Consider the following 20,274-nt stretch of genomic DNA (forward strand, 5'->3'; position numbering starts at 1 on the left):
GCGATCCGACGCAAAAACGCGGCCGATCCTGTTTTCCGTGGAGCCGATATATGACCGACGACGACGTCCTGGCCGAATTCCGCGATGCCGGCGCGCTGCTCGAAGGGCATTTCATCCTGTCCTCGGGCCGGCGCAGCGCCGTCTTCCTGCAGAAGATGTTCGTCTTCCAGGATCCGGTGCGGACGGAGCGGCTCTGCAAGGCGCTCGCCGCCAAGATCGAGGGCGAGTTCGGCAAGATCGACTATGTCGTGTCGCCTGCGATCGGCGGCATCGTACCGGGCTACGAGACGGCGCGCCATCTCGAGGCTAAGGCCGTCTTCGTCGAGCGCGAGGGCGGCGTCTTCAAGCTGCGCCGCGGCTTCACGCTGCCCGCAGGTGCGCGCTGCGTCATCATCGAGGACATCATCACAACCGGCTTGTCGCTGCGCGAATGCCGCGATTCCGTGATCGGCGAACCCGGCACGATCGTCGGCGCCGCCTGCCTGATCGACCGTTCGGCCGGCCGGGCCGACCTTGGCATGAAACTTGTCAGCCTGATGGAGTACGACGTTCCCGACTATGCGCCCGACGCGCTGCCTCCCGAACTCGCCGCGATCCCCGCGATCAAGCCCGGCAGCAGGGGGCTGAGTGCCTAGCCCGACTGATCCTTTGCCGAGACCGCCCAAAACCGTCCGAGAAATACCATAGTTAGACCGCGTTTCGATTTCATTGCGCATATTGTAAAGATATTTCATCCGGAGTGCTTTCTATGGCGGCCGCCCCCCGCATCGCCCTCTTTATTGATGGCGCCAATCTCTACGCGACGTCGAAGCAGCTCGGCTTCGACATGGACTACCGCCGACTGCTGCGTGAATTCCAAGGCCGCGGCAACCTGATCCGGGCCTTCTATTTCACCACGCTGATCGAGAGCGAGGAATACTCGTCGATCCGCCCGCTGGTCGACTGGCTCGACTACAACGGCTACCGGGTCATCACCAAGGCCGCCAAGGAATTCACCGATGCCACCGGCCGCCGCCGAATCAAGGGCAATATGGACATCGAGCTTGCTATCGAGATGCTCGAACTGGCTCCCCATCTCGACCAGATCTACCTTTTCTCCGGCGATGGCGACTTCCGCCCCCTGGTCGAGGCCGTGCAGCGCAAGGGCGTCAAAGTTTCGGTCGTCTCGACGATCTCGACCAACCCGCCAATGGTCTCAGACGATCTGCGCCGCCAATGCGACGAGTTCATCGACCTCGCCCAATTAATGCAGAAGATCGGCCGCGACCCGGCCGAACGGCATGTGCGCAGCGGTCCTCTCGGGGCTGCCCCGGTCCTTTCCGGCAACCCCAGCCTCGAACGCCGCTACGGCATTCGCCAGGGCGACGAGACCGTCGATAGCTGAACGCTGGTGTTTTGCGTCATTGCGGAAGGTGCGGGCCGCGAGGCAATCCACCTGCGCAGAGCCGATGTCCTGCTGGATTGCCGCGCTCTGCTCGCAATGACGGGTGGCGCGCCGAAAGCCCCGGCCGGCCAGTGCCGCGGGGTTTCGCGCTCTTTCTCCTGCATCAGACCGAAAAGTGGGATCCACTTTTCGGTCTGGTGCCTGGCGTATCCAAGGGGATGCGCGGGGCGTAGTGGCGTCGCAGTCGACGGCTGCGTGCCGACGTCGATGTCGAATGTCGTGTCGAAGCAGCGCCGTCAGCCGCCGCCGGCCTTTAGAGCAGAGGTCTTGCCCGCGCGCGGGTGTTTGATGCCGCCAGATCGCCTTCTGGTTATCCGTGTCACGGGTCGCGCAGCCTGACTCACCTGCGCGATGGCGATCTGCGCCTCCGCCATCCCTGGCCCGCAACGGCCGCAAGAAGACGAAACCCGCAAACCCCGCCCGGCCGCACGATGCCTCGCGACAGCCCCCTTGGTCGGGCGGAGCAAGGGGAGGATAGGCATGGGGCGACGGCGCGGGGATAAGATTTCGGCCACCGTCATGCTTGGGCCTGCCCCGAGCATCTCGTGACGCGGAGGCTCAGGAGTTCATCCGGCCGGAGCTTCTCGGGGCAAGCCCGAAAATGACGCGCTCACGCACCCGTCTTCATGATGCGGGCCTTGTCGCGGTTCCAGTCGCGGTTCTTCTCGGTCTCGCGCTTGTCGTGCAGCTTCTTGCCGCGGCCGAGGCCGAGTTCGACCTTGGCGCGACCCTTCTCGTTGAAATAGACCTTGAGCGGGATCACCGTGTAGCCGTCGCGCTGGATCGCGCCCATCAGCTTGTTGATCTGGCGGCGATGCAGCAACAGCTTCCGCGGACGCTTGACGTCGTGGTTGAAGCGGTTGGCCTCGAGATATTCGGGGATATGCGCGTTGAACAGGAAGAGCTCGGTGCCCATCGGGCCGGCATAGCTCTCGCCGATGGTCGCGCGGCCACCACGCAGCGACTTGATCTCCGTACCCTGCAGGGCGATGCCCGCCTCCAGCGTCTCGGTGATCTCGTAATTATAGCGCGCCTTGCGGTTGTCGGCGGCGAGCTTGTAGCGGTCGGGGTCGGGCTTGCTCATCTCATCCTGCCCGCGGTTCGGGCTCCTAGAGCACGCGCCGATCAGATTGCAGAGCAATCCGATCGGATCACGCGTTCTCTACAAAGCAGTTGGAGACGGATTCACCGATCAGGTTATCCAACCTGATCGGATCCGGCTCTGGCGTCGACCGGAGAGCCCGGACGAACGCAACATCCTTATTTAGGCATTCAGCAGGCCGGCGAACACCATGGCGTCGCGAATGACCTTGCCGGTCGGCGGCGTGACCGGCATCAGCGGCAGGCGGACCTCCTCCTCGATGCGGCCGAGCAGGCTGAGACCATGCTTGGCGCCGGCGAGGCCGGGCTCCTTGAAGATCGCATCATGCAGCGGCACGAGCCGGTCCTGAATCTTCAGCGCGCCGGCATAGTCGCCCTTGAGCGCAGCCGTCATCAGGTCAGCGCAGAGCTGCGGCGCGACATTGGCGACGACCGAGATGCAGCCATGGCCGCCGGCCGCCATATAGGCCAGCGCCGTCATGTCCTCGCCCGAGAGCTGGATGAAGTCCGGCCCCATGGCGTGGCGCTGCTGCGAGACGCGGGCGAGATTGGCGGTCGCATCCTTGACCCCGGCGATGTTCTTCAGCTCGTAGAGCCGCGTCATCGTCTCGACCGACATGTCCACGACCGAGCGCGGCGGGATGTTGTAGATGATGATCGGAATGCCAACCGCATCGTTCACCGCCTTGAAGTGCTGGTACATGCCCTCCTGGGTCGGCTTATTGTAGTAGGGCGTGACGACGAGGACCGCCTGCGCGCCGGCCTTCTCGGCATGGACCGCGAGGTCGATCGCTTCCGTCGTGTTGTTCGAGCCGGCGCCCGCGATGACCGGCACCCTGCCCTTCGATTCCGCAATGACGATCTCGACGACGCGCTTGTGCTCGTCATGCGAAAGCGTCGGGCTTTCGCCGGTGGTGCCGACGGGAACGAGCCCCGCGGAACCGCTTTCGATCTGCCAGTTCACCAGCGCGCGCAGGGCGGTTTCGTCGATCTTGCCGCCTTTGAACGGCGTCACCAGCGCAGGGAGCGAACCGGTGAAGGCGGAATGCTTGGTCATGAGAGCGGCGTCCTGACACGGAATGGCCATTTTGGGCCGTCACACATAAACCGTCCCCCGCCGGAGGCAAAGTCGGCAACGCATCAAAATGCGTTCGATGTTGGTTAAGCCTTCATAAACCCAGTTCCGTGAGCATTGCAGGCTTACGTATTCGACCGTGGAGCCTGCCATGGCCTTGCTTCCCGACCGATTGAGGCTGATCAGCCTCCTTGTGCCGGCCTTGCTTGCGTCCATGCCCACCCTCTTCCCCGCCCACGCCGCCGATGACGGCAGTCATCCTACCCAATTGTCCAGCCTCGACGCCGTCGAGGTCGAGAAGGCCGCCGCCCTGCCTTCCCATCCGGGTGAGGCGCTGCTCGACGATGCCGACCGCCTCGACGGCATCAAGAAGGCCGTCATCGCCTATCGGCGCGGCGCCCTCGGCGAGGGCGACGCCATCGCCGCGTCGATCGACGACCCGAGCGCCCGCGCGCTGCTCGAATGGATCGCGATCCGCACCGGAGCGGGCCTCGTCCCGTTCACACGGATCGACACCTTCCTCAAGACCTACCCGAACTATCCCGCGACGGCGCTGTTCCGGCGCCGCGCCGAGGAAAGGCTGATCGCCGAAAAGAAGGGCCCGGCGACGATCCGCGCCTTCTTCCATGGGCAGCGCCCCGTCAGCCCGGCCGGGCGTATCGCACTCGCGCTCGCGCTGAAGGCGGAAGGGCAAACCGAAGAGGCCGTGGCGCTCGCCCGCCAGAGCTGGCGGCAGGATGCTCACGGCGCCGCGCTCGAAAAGATCGCCCTCGACGCCTTCGGCAGCGCCCTGACCGCGACCGACCATCGTCTGCGCACTGAGCGCTATCTCTTCCGCGACAACGGAGAAGCAGCCCTGCGCAATGCTGCGCGCGTCTCCGCCGACTACGTCCTGCTCGCGAAGGCCCGTCTCGCCAGCGCCAGGGCGAAGCAGCCGATCGCACCTGCGCTGATTTCGGCCGTTCCGGCAGCGCTCAAGACGGATGTCTCCTTCGCCTTCCTGCTGGCCCAACAGGCCAGGCGGGCCGACAAGCCCGCCGAGGCCGCCAAGGCGCTGGCGAATGTCCCGCGCGATCCGGCACTGCTCGGCGACGGCGACGAATGGTGGGTCGAGCGCCGGCTGATCGCGCGCAAGCTGCTCGACGGGGGCGATGCGGCACGTGCCTATGAGGTCGCGGCCGGCCATGGCGCCGAGGATGCGGCCGAGCGTATCGACGCCGAATGGCATGCCGGCTTCATCGCGCTGCGCTTCCGGGACCAGCCGGGCATCGCGCTCGAACACTTCAACGAAGCTGCGAGAATTGCAGAGACGCCAGTGTCGGTCTCACGCGCGGCCTATTGGCAGGGCCGCGCCGCCGAGGCCATCGGCAAGGCAGAGGATGCCAGGGCCGCCTATGAGCGCGCCGCCGAGCACCCGATCGCCTATTATGGCCAGCTGGCGCGCGCGCGGCTCGGCCTGCCTGACCTGCCGCTGCGGCGCTCGGCCTCCGCCTCGCTGGCACATCTGCCGGGGCATCAGGGCGTGCGCCTGCTCTATCGCATCGGCGAGCGCGACCTCGCCGTCCAGATGATGCTCGATCTCGCCCAGCGCCTGCACAGCACGCCGGCCTTGGAGGCGCTGGCCGGTATCGCACAGCGCGAGGACGACCCGCGCGCCCTGCTCGCCCTCGGCAAGACGGCGCTCCATCGCGGCTTCCCGCTCGACACGGCCGCCTTCCCGACCTCCGGCGTGCCGGAGTTTCCGGTTCTGGGCGACCCGATGGAGCGCGCCATCGTCCACGCCATCGCACGCCAGGAGAGCGCCTTCGACCCGACCGCAATCTCGCATGCCGGGGCGCGCGGGCTCATGCAGATGATGCCGGCGACTGCGCGCGAAACCGCCCGGCGCGCCAACCTGCCCTTCGACTGGCCGAGGCTCGGGCGCGATGCGCTCTACTCCGCGCAGATGGGCGCTGCCCATCTCAACGACCTGCTCAAGGACTGGCGCGGCTCCTACATCCTGACTTTCGCGGCCTATAACGCCGGCTCCGGCAATGTGAAGAGATGGATCGAGGCCTATGGCGACCCGCGCAAGCCGGAGATCGACGCCGTCGACTGGGTCGAGCGCATCCCCTTCTACGAGACGCGCAACTATGTGCAGCGTGTCATGGAGAACCTGCAGGTCTACCGCCAGCGCCTGAATCAGCGCACGGCCTATCTGATCGACCACGACTTGAAGCGCGGCTGGCGGCGGGATTAGGGTCGAGTCCTGTTTTCGTTTCACCTCAGCGCGGGTCATCCCGGGCGACCGCAGGGAGACCCGGGATCCATGCCTGAGCCTTTGACGATCAGCGCTCCGGCATGGATCCCGGGTCTGCGCTGCGCTCCGCCCGGGATGACGGCGCGGGATGACGAAAGCCAGCGGTCCGCGAGGCTCGACGCGTGACCACCTCCCCCGACACCGGCTTCACTTCGCTCTTCATCAGCGCGCGCGACGGATTGCGCCTGCATGTGCGCGATTACGGGCCCCTGGCCGCGACCGCGCTGCCGGTCATCTGCCTGCCGGGATTCGCCCGCACGGCCGCCGATTTCCACGAGCTGGCACTCGCGCTGTCGCAGGACGAAGCGAAGCCACGGCGCGTTCTGGCGCTGGACTACCGCGGCCGCGGCCTGTCGGGCTTCGACAAGGACTGGAAGAACTACGACATCCGTGTCGAGCTCGACGATGTCATGCAGGTTCTGGTCGCGAGCGGCATCGAGGCAGCGGTCTTCGTGGGAACCTCTCGCGGCGGCCTCCTGACGATGGCGATGGGCGCGGCGCGGCCCGGCACGATCAAGGGCGTGGTGCTGAACGATGTCGGGCCGGTGATCGATGCGCGCGGGCTGCTGCGGATTCGCGGCTATGTCGGCAAGCTGCCGCTGCCGCGCAGCTTTGCCGAGGGCGCGGAAATCCTGAAGCGACTCTCGGACCAGCAGTTCCCGCTCTTCGGCGATGCCGAATGGGAGATGATGGCGCGCCGGACCTGGACGGACCGCGACGGCAAGATGAAACCCGACTACGATCCCAAGCTGATGAAGGTGCTGGAGGAACTCGACCTCGAGGCGCCGCTGCCGGTGCTGTGGAGCTATTTCGACGGGCTGAACGGCGTACCGATGCTGGCGATCCGCGGCGAGAATTCAGACCTTCTGGCGGAGAAGACCCTGGTCGAGATGGGCGAGCGCCACCCCGATTGCGAGGTTTTCGTCGCACCCGGGCAGGGCCATGCGCCGATGCTCGGACCCAGAGACATGGTGCGCCGGATCAGCCGGCTGATCGCCCGCTCCGAGCGCCGCGCGGCCTGAGAACTCAGGCGGCGCTCTCCCGGGGGCTGCCGGCGAGCGTTTCGGTTTCTCCTTCCGCGAAGGCCTTCGCCTGGCCGACCCAATCCTCACGCTCGATCCGGCCCGGAAAAGCCAGATAGCTGCCGATCCATTCGACATTCTCGGGAGTCCAGGCCGCGATCTGCTCGAAATGCCAGATACCGAGCGCGTGCAGCCGGGCTTCGTTCTGCTCGGCTACGCCCTTGATCAGCTTGAGATCGTCGGGCTTGTCGCCTTTCGCCGAGACCAGACCGCCCGGCCGCCTGCCGGGAATGTCCGCTTCGCCCTCAACCGGCGGCAATGTGGCGAACGATGGCGCCGCCGCTTCGGCTTCGGCCGGCGCCGCCACCTCGGCGGGCGGGCGCGCTCCGCGCAGCAACTCCGCCAGGACACAGCCCGCGACATAGGCGGCCGTGAACAGCAGGGCCGATTCGACCCAGGTCGCCGGTGCGCCGTTCAGGAACTGGAGCCAAGTGAGCGCGGCGCCCAGCCCCCACAGCACGACGAACCAGCCGGCGACCTTGCCGCCGAGCCGCAGCTTGCCGCCATCATGACTGATCCAGCCCATGACCAGGCCGAGCCCGAAAGCGGCGACGAGGAACCAGAGGAACTGGCTGGCGAGATACAGCATGTCCGTCCCTCTCCTATTTCGCGACCGTGAACTGCACGCGCCGGTTCATCGGCTTGGCCTGCGCCGAGCCATGCGGCACCAGCGGCCGCTCCACGCCGAAGCCGCGCGTTTCCAACCGGGCCGGATCGACGCCGCGCCGAACCAGTTCGTCGCGGACGCGCAGGGCGCGGCGGGCCGACAGATCGAGATTGTTGAAGCCGCCGCGCTCGCCATCGCTGTTGGCATGACCCTCGATGGTGATCCGCGTCCCCGGGCACTGCTTCAGGATGTCGACGGCCTCGCCGATGACGCGTTCCGTCGCCGCATCCAGCGCGACCACCGTCGTGCCCTGTGCGAACAGCACCGTGTTGTTCCTGGTCAGAGCGTCGAGATCGTTCTGGCAGGTCGCGGGCGGATCGACGACGCAGCCGGTCTGGCGCAGGCCGATGACGGCATCGACCCGGAAGCCGGAGGGCAAGCCGGATGCGGCGCTGGTCTCGACTTCGCTCTTGATGAGATCGCGGCAGGTCAGGCCGCGCAGCGTCACGAGATCATCCACGATCGAAGCCGAGCCGAAATCGAGCCGCAGCAGATTGCCGAGCGCCATGCGAGCGGCGGCCGCAAAGCCCGCGGGCGCGCCCGGCAGGATCTCGGTTTCATCGGCGAGCCTATCTTTTAGCGGCGAGGCCTCGATCAGCGAGAGCAGAGCCTCGCGCGTCTGGGCGTCGGGCAGATACCCGTGCAAGGTCACTCCGGTGCGGTCCGCCGCCAGTGACAGCCCGTATGGCCGTACCGGCAAGGTGGCCGCACCAGCCTCGCTGCCGATGGTCAATCCGGCCGGCAGCGGCTGGCGACGCAGCGCAGCATCCAGTTCCCGCCAGGCCTGGGCGTTGGCGACCTCTCCCGAAAGCGCCAGCGCGGCCCCCGCCAGCGTGACCGAACCCTGCTTCAGCTTGGCGAGCAGTTCCAGTGCGAAGCCGGTCGCGGCACCATAATCGGGCTCCTCGCGCAGATGCGGCTCGACGGTCAGCTGGTCCGAGACGTTGCCGGATGGCGCGACACGGCGTGCATGCTCCAGAAGCGCATCGCGGGCTGGCGCATCGCGCACCAGACCCTTGAGCGTGACCTGGGCGTCGTCGATCGCAGCGCTCCAGTTCAGCATCACGGCCGGTGGCCGCGGCGGCGGCGACACGACCGGAGCCGGAGGCGTGCTCGCCTGAGCGGGAGCGTTTGGCGGCACGGAGGTGTCCGGCGGCGGTGGCGGTGGCGGCGGCAATTCCGACGGCAGGAACACCGGTGCTGGTATATCGGGCAATGCCGGCATCAGCGCCTCGACCGGGGGCGGTGGTGGCGGTGGTTCCGGCGGACAGGTGATCGTCACCTGCGCCACGGAATCGGGGCCATCGCCCTGCGCGATCTGCAGGCGTAGCGCCTGGCAGGCCTCATAGGTTTCTGGACCGTCGCCCGACAGCGCATAGCTATCGCCGCTCAGCTCAGCCTTGCCTTGGCGCAGGCGTGCGAGATCATTGATGGCGCGGGTGACCTTAACGAGAAAGGCGGACGGCTCACCGGCAGCCGGCTTCATCCTGTCGTCGATACGGATCGGCCCCGGGAAAGCGCGCCGCAGCAGGCCGAGGATCTGCTGGCGGATGGCATCCGACGGATAGAAGCCGGTCAGGCGCAGCATGTCCGCGGCCGGGTTCTCGACGCCCCATCGATACGGCGTGACGACCGGCGGCTCGAGCGCACAGGGCACAGACTGGAATCCGTCCCGGGCCAGCGCGGTCGTAGCAGCCGTAAGCGCGAGGAAACCGTCCGGTGTCGCCGCCCTGCCCTCGATGCAGAAGCGCGTATCGTCCAGCGCGACCTTGCCGGCGGCGAGCCCGGGCAGTTCAGCCAGCACCGCCTTCGTCATCGCCTGAAAACCGGCGGGCGCACCAAAGGCAAGGCTCTGGCGGTCGTCTATCCGCAGCGCCGGCAAGACAGCCCGGACGGCGGCGACATTGGCGATTGCTGTGGCCTCGTCCGGCACGAAGCCGTTGAGCGACACGACATCGCCCTGCCGGTTGGCCGACCAGCTATACGGACGCTGGGCGACGACCTGCGACAGGCCGCCAAGCGCCCTGCGCACGCCGAATTCGGCGCGCAACCGCGCGATCGCCCGCGTCGCCCCGTCGGCGGAAAGGGCCTCGCCGCTGATCGTGACGTCGCGTCCGTCGACCTGGGCAGTCACGGGGCGTGCGCCCGGCGCTTCGCCGGCGATGGCGGCTGCCGCAACAACTGCGCGGCGGCCGACGTCGCGCTCGATCGCCTCTCCCAAGAACAGGTTGGCGGCGCTCCACAGCAATGCCAGCGGCACCAGCCCCCAAAGCCAACGTCCCGGCCGCGCCATGCTACCCCCCGAGGCCCGATGCCGGCTCAACCCTCCACGAGACCTGAGGCCGGCTTACCCGAAACCCAAAAACATTGCGGTTTCAGTCTCTTGAACGACGCTTCTCATCCGTCGACACATTCAGCGAGCCGACCGTCACCCAAGGGAAGGCGTAAGCATCGCGAGTTGTGTCCAAAACAAGACAGCGTCCTCTAGAAGGCGCTTCGCGAGCCGGCTGTCAACCGTCACGCTGGCGCTGCCATGGACCGAGGCGCCAGCGGCCGCGCAAGGCGCATGTCGGGCGCGGTTCCGGCGCCGAGTGTCGCCTGTAAACGAAAAAGCCCCGGGTTTCCCCGGGGCTTCCGACTAGGATCGCTTGAGACGATCAGAAGTCGCGCTGGATGCGGAAGCGACCAGTAACGGCATCGTCGCTCTTGATGCTGGTGCCAGCAACGCGGGCGCCCGCATTGTTGACGGACAGGACGCGCGAGGCCAGCTCGGTGCGGGTGTAGAGAACCTCAACACCGATATCCAGGCCCGAGACCGGCGTCCAGATCAGGTTGGCGCCGACGAGCAGCTCCTTCGGATCCAGCGGACGCACGATCGCGCCAGCTGCGTACACGCCAGCGGCCTGGGTGTAGCCGAGCTTCAGCTCAGAGTACGAACCGAAGAACTCCGAACGCAGCTGCGGGGTCCAGAAGTGACGCAGAGCAGCGACGAACGACCAACCGGTCGAGTTCTTCACGGAGCCGAGCGTGCTGACGCCGAGATCGCCGATGATGAGCTGGTTCGCGCCAAGGCCCGAGGTGATGCGGCCCGAGCCGTACTGGCCACCCCAGCCGAGATAGCCGAGAGCGCCGTCAGCATAGGCAGCCTGCAGGTACAGGTGATCGCCAGCCGCGAGCATCGGCAGGTTGATCTTCACGCCGCCCTGGATGGCGAAGCCGTACTCGTCACCGCCGAGGTTGGTCACGACGCCAGCGCCGTTCACAACGGTCGTGGTACGACGCTGCGTCAGAGCACCCGACAGCTGGGCAGAGCCCCAACCCTGATCGACGCGGAGCGAAGCGACGACATCCGGGAAGTCCTGACCTTCAAGAACGAGAGCCGTGCCGGCGAAACGATCGAACGCGCCGTTCTCACGCTGGCCGGTGCCGGTGGTGCGGTCTTCGATCGAGACCGTGGCCGAGAAGCCCGAACCGAAGGTGGCGGTGTAGGCCAACAGGTTCAGACGGCTATCAGCCGTGCGCAGCGTCGAGTAGCCCAGGTCGTTCGCGTAGAAGTCGAAGAACGACTGAGCGCGACCGGCGGTGATCGGACCGAACTGGATGAAGGCCAGATCGAGGTTCGAAGCCGTCGTGGTCTGCGAGACACGAACGGTGCCGGGGGCGATGATGCCCTGGTTACCGCCGAGCGTGCCGCTGTAGAAGTTCGAGCTGTTGGTCAGCTCGTAACGGAAGAAGGTGCGCAGCGTGCCGTAGGCGGTCGCGGTGCGAGCATCGACGTTCAGACGACCGCGAGCGCGGGTGCCGTAAGCGTCCTGCGTGTCACCGAAACGGGTGCCGACGGTGTACTCGGCGCGAACACGGCCGCCAACGCGGAGGCAGGTGTCGGTGCCGGGGATGTAGAAGAAGCCTGCGCCATAGGCGGAGCAGACGCGAACGTATTCGACCGGAGCGGCCTTCCGCGAGGGAAGGTCGGCGGCCTGAGCCCCGGCGACCGCGGCGATGCCGGCGGCGGAACCGAGGAGGAGGCTCTTAACGAGCTTCATTGGTAACCTCCAAAAGAGTTTCGAGACCCTCGGGCTTCTGCACATTCCTTGGTGACCAGCCCCAGGAGACCCAATCACCGAACCTGCTTCGTCCCGGCCTTTCGCCCACGTCCCTGAACCATTCAGAGGCGAAGACGAAAAACAGCGACCGGGAACGTCCCGACGCAGGACAACCATACGAATGCCGCAGGGCCGATCAACCACGATCACGCCGCCGAGAGGCTCCAGGGGGTGCTTTGGACCCCGGTGTTGCAGGCAGGTCACGCTTTGACCGCCGAAATTTACACACCGTTTACCCTGCCGTTCCGGAAGGGGCTGTTTTGAGGCGTTCCAGAGCAGAATCATTGGAGCGTCATCCACAGGCTGCCCCACCGATTCTCCGCCAGCAGGCGGCGACTCAGTATTCCCACTCGGCCCCGACACCGACCGAGGCGCTACCGTCGGCTCCCGTCTCGGCCTGGACCTTGATGCGGCGGGTCACGTCGATCCCGACCGAGACGCCGCTGTCTTCCGGCTTGGCGCCCGCCTTGATGCCCACGGAGACGTTGTCGCCGATGTAGCGGGAGACGCCGACCGTCGGCCCGCCCGCGCCGACCTGGATGTCGAGGTTGTCGACGCCGAGTGATTTGCGCAGGCGCTCGAAGGAATCATCGCCGCCCCCGCCGGCGAACTGCGCCGCCGTCTGCGCGAGCTGCAGCGCCTGGAACGGCGAGAGCGAACCGGATGCGCGCGCAAAGAGCAGGCGCGACAGCACCTCGTCCTGCGGCAGCTCCGGCGTCGAGGTGAAGGCGAAGACGGGCTGGTCGGCCGGGCCGCTGACGATGACGCGGGCGGTGACGTCGGAGGCGCGGGTTTCCGCGACGAAGTCGAGCTCCGGCATCGTGCCGCCAGAGAAGGTCAGGCGCCCACGGCTGAAGTCGAGACGCTGGCTCAGTACGCTGAGGCGTCCGCGCCGCAGTTCGAAGCCGCCATCGAGCGCCGGCGCAGCCAGGGTGCCACCGACCCGGATCTGGCCGCCGAGTTCGGCATCGATGCCGCGGCCCCGGATGAAGACGCGACTCGGCGCGGAGATCGTCAGGGCGAGCGCGGCGTCGAAGGCCGGGCCCGGGCGGCCACGCGTTGCCCGTGACTGAGCCCGCCGCTGCTCCGCGAGACGGGCGGCGGCGGTGCCGGTCGGCCTGATATGCCTGATTCCGTCCACCGGGCGCAGCGAGGCCGGCAGACGGTCCGGCACCGCGACGTCGAGCGAGAGCACGTCGACGCGCCCGCCGATCCGGGGTCGCTGCGCCAGCGGCCCCGATAAATCGAGGCCGAGATTGGCGACCGCCGTGACGATGCCGCTGGAGACCAGCTGGGCGCGGTTGCCCTGGATACGGACCTGGCCGGGGAAGCCGGCGGCGGGATCGAGCTGGAGCCGGCCGCTCGCCGAGAGCGTGCCGCCATTGGGCGTCTGCGCGCTCGCGCGCTCGATCGAGAGGTTGTCGCCATTGGCGGCCAGCCTCGCCTCGATATTGGTCAGGCGCACGCCCTGCAGCGCGTCGGTGAAGCTGCCATTGGCGAGCGTGGCCGAGCCGCTGAGGCGCGGGGCGGCCGCCGTTCCGGCCGCGCGCATGTCGAGCGCGACCGTCCCGGTCAGCCTGCGGCCCTGGGCTGCGAGCATCGCGTTGGCCAGGACGGCATCGACCCGGCCCTGCGCCACGAGGTCGAGCGCGCCGATGGCGTTGAGCGGGGCCCGGCCCCGAATCGTCAGGCTGGCGCCGCGACCGGCATTCACGGTCGCGTCGACACTGGTCTGGTCCCCCTGCAGTGCGCCCTTGGCGGCGATCTCGACCGGCGGCAGGCCTGCCTGCCGGGTTTCGGGCGTCACGAGGCGGGCGACCTGGAGGGTCCACGGCCCGGTCGGCGTGCCGGCTGTGCCGCGGATGCGAGCCTCGGCGTTCAGCGTACCGGCAAGGTCGAGCTTCGGAACGAGGATGCGCGCGGCCGAGAGCGGAATCTCCTTTGCGACCAGGTTCAGGTCGAGCGCCTCGCCGACCTTGCCGTCCAATGTCAGGCGGCCGTTCTCGATCGCCAGCGCCAGCCCCGCGATCTCGACGCCGCCGGCCGGAAAGCCGAAGGTCGCGGGATTGGCGAGCGCGATGCGTCGGCCGTCGCGGCGGGCGTCGAAGGAGGCGAGCTCGAGCTTGAGCGGTTCGCCCGGAACGAGCTTGCCGGCGCCGTTCAGGGCAAAGCCGCGCGCCGCGGCGCTGAGCGTGAAGGCGCTGGCATCCGGCGCGCCTTTCGAGTCGAAGCGGATCGCGCTGAAGGTCTCGCCCGCGACCACAGCGCGGTCGATGACGATCGCGGCGTCGAGCATCGGGCGCCCGTAGATGTCGGAGGCGGCCGCCGTCGCGTCGAGCTTGTCGATGGCGATGGAAGGACCGGCGAGCTTCGCCCCCCTCGCCTTGAGCTCGAGATTCTGCCGGCCTTCGACCACGGCCAGCGCGATATCAGCATCGAGCTGGCCGCCGATCTTGGTCAGGGCAAGCGGCGAGAGATCGTCGAGATTGCGCGCGGCCAGCGTCAGGCGTCCGGCGGCGCGGCTGGCCGGATCGAGCGTCAGCGCGCCGTTCAGACGGACAGAGCCGATGGTCAGGTCGAGCGTCGAGAGATTCCAGCCGTCGCCGGGCAGGCGCGCCAGCGCGATCGTTCCCGTTGCGGGCTTCGCATCGATCTCGCCGTTCAGCGTGAGGCGGGAATCGAGCGCGCCCTGGAGATCGCGAACGACCGCATCGATGGCGAGGCGCGGGATCGGCCGGGCCAGCGCCGTGGCGTTGGCGACCGCGATCCGGGCGCTGGCGTCGAGCCTGTCGCGCGGGCCGGTGATCTGCGCGGTGACGTCGCCCCGGCCCGACAGGCGCGGATCGGCGCGCTTCAGGTCGGGCAAGGCGAGAGCGAGCTTCAGATCGGACGCGCCGGCGCCGATGCCGCCATCGGCGGTGAAGGCGGCGTGCTGGCCCGCGACGCGCAAGCCCGCCACCGTCAGGTCGCCGGCCAGCAAACGCACCTGTCCGGCAAGGGTTAGGTTACCCGCAAGGAGCCGATCCAGCACGGCGTCGCCGGTAGCGAGCCTGTCGCCCTTACCGCTCAGCGTGGCGCCATAGTCGTTCAGGCGCGGCGTGGCGTCGATTTCGGCGGCGAGCTCGGCGCGGCCCCCGAGCGGGCGCCTGGCCAGGCCGCTCAATCGCGCGAGATCGGGCAGTACGGCCTGGAGGCGGCCGAGCACGCGCGCCTTGCCGGCCTTCCCCTTATAGTCGAGCTCGACGCCGGACATGGCGAGGCGCAGCGTCTCGAAATCGGCGGTGCCGTCATCCTGGGCGACGCCTCGGAGGGTGAAGCCGACGCGCTCGCCGACGGCCCGGGCGAGCGCGCGGTCGGCGAGCACGATCCCCGCGGCCTCGCCGTCGGCGGTCAGCGTGATTCGGGTGCCGGGCTCGCCGATGGTTCCGGTCGGGGTCGCGTTGAAGGTCATGCCGAGGCGTGAGAAGCCGCCCGCCGGCAGCTTCGTGTCCTGCGCATCGAGGGTGGCGACGACGGTCGGCCCCGCGACCGGCCCCTTGATCGTGGCGTCGAAGGCAAGCTTGCCGATCTCGGCGCCCGAGGCGACAGTCTTGCCCTCCGTATTGGGACGAGCGGCAGCGGTGACGCGCAGGTCCAGCGTCTTGTCGGCGTTGTAGCGGCCGAGCACGTCGAGCCGCGCGAGCGCGGAGACCAGCGCGAGATTGCGGATGTCGATGGCGCCGGCATCGGCGAAGCCGACCGAGCCGTCGAGCCGCGTCGAACCGGCGAAGACCGGTGCGACGGGCGCCGGCATCAAACCTTCGATGCGGGCATCCAGCGCGAGCGCGAGCTGCCGCTCGACGCCGGCGCGAGACAGCGTGGCCTGGCCTTGCGCGCCGATGGTCGGGCCGGCGGTGAAGGTCAGCGTCGAGCGGAAGGAATCGAGCGGGCCATCGCCGTTGAGATCAAGCTGCACCGGCGGCTCGCCGGGCAGGCCCGCGACCTTCGAGATCAGCCCGCCGGCGGGCTCGTCGAGCTTGGCGGCGAGTTGCAGCCGCGTGGTCTGCGGCACGAAGGCGAGATTGACATTGAACTGGCCGGGGGCATCGAGCCGGCGCGCCTCCAGCCTGAGATCGAGGCCTTCGTTCGGCGGGCCGAGCGTCGCCGAGCCGGTGGCCCCGAGCCTCGCCGCGACCCCGACGACCGGCTGGCCGAGCACGAGCTCGTTGAGCTGGAAGGCGCGCACGATCACCTTCAGCGGCAGTTCCGGCAGGATCGGTGCATCGCTCGGTGGGGCGGCGCCGGCCGGCTGGGGCGCCTGCTTGCGCAGGACTTCCAGTCTGCCGATCTCGAGCCTGTCGATGTCGAGGCGGCGCAGCAGGAGCGCGCTGCGTGTCCAGATCAACCGCGCCCGGTCGAGGCGCAGCCAGGGGCCGTCGCGGTCGGCCAGCACGATGTCGCGGATCTCGACATCCGACGACAGCGCGCCGTTGACCTGCCCGATCGAGACCTGGCTGGTGTCGCTCGACAGCGCCTTGGAGATCAGGTCGGCGACGATGCCGCGATCGGTCTGGGCGTTCTGGGCGAAGCCGCCGAAATGGGCCGAAGCCAGCAAGCCGCCAAGCAGCAAGGTGCCGAACAGCGCGAGGCGCCTGAGGTTCGGTCGGAGATGGGCGAGAGCGCGGCGCATCAGAAGGCCTGCCCGATGCTGACATAGAGTGCGACCGGCTTGTCGCCCTTGCGCGGGTTGAGCGGGGCCGCGACATCGACGCGGATCGGCCCGATCGCGGTGTAGTAGCGCAGGCCGAGGCCGGCGGCCATCTGGAGCCGCTGCTTGAAGTCGGGAAGGCTGCCCTCGAAGGCGGTGCCGGCGTCGAAGAACGGCACGATGCCGATCGTGTCGGTGAGCTTGATGCGCGCCTCGAGCGAGCCCTCGAACAGGCTGCGGCCGCCTATGAGCTGGTTGTACGGGCCGAGCGGGGAGAGCGTACGATAGGCGTAGCCGCGAACCGAACCACCGCCGCCGGCATAGAAGCGCCGCGTCGCCGGGATCTCGTCAAGGCTTGCGCCTGAGATCGAGCCGAGACCGATGCGCCCGGCCAGCACATAGCGGGCGTCCTCGTCGAGCGCGTAATAGGCAGAGAACGCTCCCTTGGCCTGGACGATGCCGACGGTCGAGCCAAGGAAAGTCGGATAGGGCGCGACTGAGGCCGTGGCGCGGAAGCCGCGGGTCGGATCGAGCAGGCTGTCGGTCGAATCGTATTTCAGCGAAAGCGGGATGCCGATGAGCGTGTAGTCGATCTCTCCGAGCACGTCGCTGGTCTGGCCGCGCTCGACCTCCAGCCCGGCTGAAATTGAGAAGGTGTCGCTGAAGCGGCGCTGGATCGCGGTGGTGACATTGGCGTAGCGCGCCGTGTAGCCGCCATAGCGGTTGGTGCCGACCCGCTGGCGGGTCGCGACGCCGTCGAGCAGCCAGTCGTAGCGGCTGCCGCCGAGCGCCGGTTTCAGGAAGCTGAACGAGAAGCGGCCGCCGAGATCGGAGCGCTCGAAATCGTCGAAGCTCTTGATCTTGGTGCCGTCGATGCGCGGGGCGAGGAAGATATCGCCTTCGAGGCGCAGACGCTCGGCGCCGCCGAACAGGTTGCGATGCTCCCAATAGGTCTTCACCGCCGGGCCGTCGATGGTCGAGTAGCGCGCCGAGAAGCCGAGCAGGCGCTTGGGCCGCTCGGTGACCTCGACGAAGATCGGCAGGTTGCCGGCGGCGTCCAGCCTGTCGCCCTCACGGATGCGGACCGAGCCGACCGCCGGGATGCTGGCGATCGACCGGCGCGTATCGGCCAGGCGCTTGGGCGAATAGGGATCGCCTGGCTCCAGATAGATGAAGGAACGCACGACGGCCGGCGGGATCTCGTCGGTCTGGCCGATCGTGACATCGCCGAAGCCGGCGACCGGGCCGGGCTCGACAACATAGGTCACGTCCATGATGCCCGTGGCGTGATCGACGACCGGGCGAAGCTCGACCACCTTGGCGAGCGGACGGGATTGGGCGCGCAGATTGTCGACCAGCGCCGCCTGGGCCGCGCGCAATGCCGAAGAGGTCGCCGGGTCGCCGGGCTTCAACCGCGTGACCTTCTCGGGGTTCACGATGGCGGGCGGGCCGGCAAGACCGCGCTCGCTGACGGCGATTTCGCGCAGGGCGAAGACCGGCCCCGGAGCGATGCGTATTGTGATCGGCACGGCATCGCGGTTGCGGTGGGATTCGAGTGCGCGGATAAGCCTTGCATCCGGCTCGGCGCCGACCTTCAGGCTCACGCCGTCGACGACGAGCGCGACCTCGGCGTTGAAGTAGCCCTGCGACCAGAGCGCATCGACCAGCGGGTTGAGATCGGCGGCCATGCGGCGCGCCAGGGTCTCGCCGTCGGGCGGGGCGTCCTGGCGCAGGCGATAGAGCAGTGAGGCGTCCTGAAGGGTGCGCGTCAGGGCCTTGGCGTTGTCGACGCCGCCGAGATCGAAGTCGAGGCGATAAGGCAAGGTCGCCGCGCTGACGGCGGGGGGCTCGTCCTTTTTCGTGAACAATCCGAAGATGTCGAGCGAGGACAGATCGAAGGCCGAGGCCGGCGCGGACTGGACACCGAGCAGCGCGGCGAAAGCGCAACCGCCTCCCCCGACAACAGCGTGGGCCGCCCTACGCCACAACCGCATCCAGCCTCCAGACAACGCCACCGGCACGCGACGATTAAGGTCAAACTGTGTTCAGAGCATGGTCGGAAACAATGTCGATGATCTTGCGATCATCGACAAGGCCCCGTCGAAACTCCTAGCGCAGGGTCAGCGATACTGTTCCGAGCGGGCTGAGCTTCGTCACGATCTCGCCCTTGCCCGGCGAGAGCACGCCGCCGCAGAGGCTGCCCGTGGTGACGATCTGGCCGGCGCGCAGCCCGCCCATCAGCTCGTCCTTGCGGTTCGCCCAAGCGAGGAAGGGCGCCATCGGATCGCCGTTGCCATGCACCGCCGGCTGGTCGTAGATCGTGACGCCGTTGAGCGAGATGAAGCAGCCGAGGCCGGTCAGGTCGTCCAACACCTTGATGTCGAGCTCCGGGCCGAGGAAGTAGCCGCCATGGCCGAGCGCGTCGGCCAGCCAGAGCGCGAAGGGCACGCCCTGCCAGTTGGCGAGGCGGCTCTCGACGATCTCGATGCCGAGATAGGCCTTGTCGCAATGGCCGAGCAACTCGGCGCGCGAATAGGGCTGGCCGGGGCGCATCGGCACGTCCTTGGCAAGCCTCACAGCGATCTCGATCTCGACACGCAGCTCGGCGCCGATCGCGCCGTCATAAACGTCGCCTGGCGCCAGATACGGCCCCGGCATCAGGCCGGCGACGGGCAGGCCGCCCTCGGCGATCGCGACCTTCCAGCCGGCCTCATCATGGCCGAGGCGCTTCGCGATCTGCGCCTGCACGGCGAGCCCTTCGAGGAAGGAGGCGGGCACCGGCTGCTCGCTCATCTCGATCAGGGCCTTGTTGCGGCGGGCGGCGACCAGCGCATCGCGCAGGGTCTCGTTCGTGGAAGGCATTGCGTCTCGTCCCTGTCTTTTATCCAGATCGTCGGCCCGCACCCTGCACGAGGCGCCTGCGCTACGCCACCCTGCTAAACGCAGGGACGGGGGCCGGACAAGTCGCGGGACGGGCGCGCGACGGGGGCGGCACCGGTTTCCACCGGGAACCCCGCCTGCCCTGCCGGGTTCCTGCAAGATGCCCGGCAACAATCAGGAAAGGCATCGCTCCGCGATGAGACTGCTTGTACCGATCGTCACGGCGGCCATGCTGAGCGCTTCGGCCGCGCTCGCCCAAGGGGCGCTGCAACCGCAGGATTTCGCGACGCAGGCCGCCGTCGCGAACATGTTCGGGGCGCAATCGGCGACGCTGGCGCTGCACAAGACGGGTTCGCCGGAGATCAAGAGCTTCGCCCATCGCCTCGCCGACGAGCACGGCAGGACGGGCAGCAGCCTCAGGCAGATCGTGGCGCGACGCTCCGACATCGCTTTGCCGGAGCGCCCGGACGCCCGCCATCTCGACACGCTGCGCGACCTGTCGGCCAAACAGGGAGCGGATTTCGACAAGGCCTATGTCGCGGCCCAGCGCGCGGCGCAGCAGGAGACCGTCGCGCTCATCTCGGCCTATGCGCAGAGCGGCTCCGACCCCGAGTTGAAGGCCTTCGCCGAGAAGACCCTGCCGACATTGCAGGAACTCGAGCGCAGGGCGAAGGCACTGCCGACCCCAGACTGAGGTCCGTTTTTTGTCCTTGAACCCTCATCGTTAAGTTGCACCGCTCACAAGCGGGTCATCCCGGACGCAGCGCAGCGGAGATCCGGGATCCATGCCGGAGCGTTTGCAGGAGAGGTTCCGGCATGGATCCCGGGCCTCCCTCCGGTCGCCCGGGATGACCCGCATTTAATGACGTAACATGGATCACCAAGCGAGCCTCTCCGGCTTGACAGCCGCCCGCCGCTTGCCTCCGTTGGCGTCAA

Annotated in this window: 13 protein-coding genes; 5 read left to right on the plus strand and 8 right to left on the minus strand. The window is 68.0% G+C overall.

Annotation, left to right across the window (positions count from 1 at the left end):
- Positions 1–50 precede the first annotated feature (50 nt).
- Positions 51–635: an orotate phosphoribosyltransferase gene (gene pyrE, locus AC1RMY_RS18105; protein ID WP_492866839.1), complete on the plus strand. Its 585-nt coding sequence runs from the start codon at positions 51–53 to the stop codon at positions 633–635.
- 113 nt (positions 636–748) lie between these two features.
- On the plus strand, positions 749–1,384 hold the full coding sequence (locus AC1RMY_RS18110; protein ID WP_492866841.1) for a LabA-like NYN domain-containing protein: 636 nt from the start codon (positions 749–751) through the stop codon (positions 1,382–1,384).
- Between the two features lie 670 nt (positions 1,385–2,054).
- Here the strand turns inward: AC1RMY_RS18110 and smpB are convergent.
- Together smpB and dapA are read right to left on the minus strand one after the other, a co-directional pair.
- Positions 2,055–2,528 carry an SsrA-binding protein SmpB gene (gene smpB, locus AC1RMY_RS18115; RefSeq protein ID WP_492866843.1) on the minus strand — a complete coding sequence of 158 codons (474 nt, stop codon included), beginning with the start codon at positions 2,526–2,528 and terminating at the stop codon, positions 2,055–2,057.
- A gap of 180 nt (positions 2,529–2,708) precedes the next feature.
- Positions 2,709–3,602, minus strand: a complete 894-nt coding sequence (dapA, locus tag AC1RMY_RS18120; protein WP_492866845.1) for a 4-hydroxy-tetrahydrodipicolinate synthase — start codon at positions 3,600–3,602, stop codon at positions 2,709–2,711.
- A gap of 169 nt (positions 3,603–3,771) precedes the next feature.
- Between dapA and AC1RMY_RS18125 the strand changes: the two genes are divergently transcribed.
- Together AC1RMY_RS18125 and AC1RMY_RS18130 are read left to right on the plus strand one after the other, a co-directional pair.
- Complete coding sequence (locus tag AC1RMY_RS18125) at positions 3,772–5,859, plus strand: lytic transglycosylase domain-containing protein (RefSeq protein ID WP_492866847.1); 2,088 nt, start codon at positions 3,772–3,774, stop codon at positions 5,857–5,859.
- Positions 5,860–6,041: 182 nt separating this feature from the next.
- A complete protein-coding gene (locus AC1RMY_RS18130; RefSeq protein WP_492866849.1) occupies positions 6,042–6,941 on the plus strand; it encodes an alpha/beta fold hydrolase in 900 nt (299 codons plus the stop codon).
- A 4-nt stretch (positions 6,942–6,945) separates the two neighbouring features.
- Here the strand turns inward: AC1RMY_RS18130 and AC1RMY_RS18135 are convergent, their stop codons facing one another.
- From AC1RMY_RS18135 to AC1RMY_RS18160, 6 genes are all read right to left on the minus strand, one after another.
- The gene (locus tag AC1RMY_RS18135) at positions 6,946–7,590 is read right to left on the minus strand and encodes a helix-hairpin-helix domain-containing protein (RefSeq protein WP_492866851.1); all 645 of its coding nucleotides are present in this window, start codon (positions 7,588–7,590) and stop codon (positions 6,946–6,948) included.
- A 13-nt stretch (positions 7,591–7,603) separates the two neighbouring features.
- Positions 7,604–9,961 carry an OmpA family protein gene (locus AC1RMY_RS18140; protein ID WP_492866853.1) on the minus strand — a complete coding sequence of 786 codons (2,358 nt, stop codon included), beginning with the start codon at positions 9,959–9,961 and terminating at the stop codon, positions 7,604–7,606.
- 364 nt (positions 9,962–10,325) lie between these two features.
- Positions 10,326–11,711 carry a porin gene (locus tag AC1RMY_RS18145; protein ID WP_492866855.1) on the minus strand — a complete coding sequence of 462 codons (1,386 nt, stop codon included), beginning with the start codon at positions 11,709–11,711 and terminating at the stop codon, positions 10,326–10,328.
- 397 nt (positions 11,712–12,108) lie between these two features.
- Complete coding sequence (locus AC1RMY_RS18150) at positions 12,109–16,440, minus strand: translocation/assembly module TamB domain-containing protein (protein WP_492866857.1); 4,332 nt, start codon at positions 16,438–16,440, stop codon at positions 12,109–12,111.
- Positions 16,440–18,452, minus strand: a complete 2,013-nt coding sequence (locus tag AC1RMY_RS18155; RefSeq protein WP_492866859.1) for an autotransporter assembly complex protein TamA — start codon at positions 18,450–18,452, stop codon at positions 16,440–16,442. Before AC1RMY_RS18155 ends, AC1RMY_RS18150 begins: the two co-directional genes overlap by 1 nt.
- Positions 18,453–18,567: 115 nt before the next feature.
- On the minus strand, positions 18,568–19,320 hold the full coding sequence (locus tag AC1RMY_RS18160; protein ID WP_492866861.1) for a fumarylacetoacetate hydrolase family protein: 753 nt from the start codon (positions 19,318–19,320) through the stop codon (positions 18,568–18,570).
- A gap of 214 nt (positions 19,321–19,534) precedes the next feature.
- Here AC1RMY_RS18160 and AC1RMY_RS18165 point away from each other — a divergent pair, with 214 nt between their 5' ends.
- Complete coding sequence (locus AC1RMY_RS18165; RefSeq protein ID WP_492866863.1) at positions 19,535–20,032, plus strand: DUF4142 domain-containing protein; 498 nt, start codon at positions 19,535–19,537, stop codon at positions 20,030–20,032.
- Positions 20,033–20,274 lie beyond the last annotated feature (242 nt).

The sequence above is a fragment of the Allobosea sp. GW822-FHT03F07 genome (assembly GCF_058801345.1).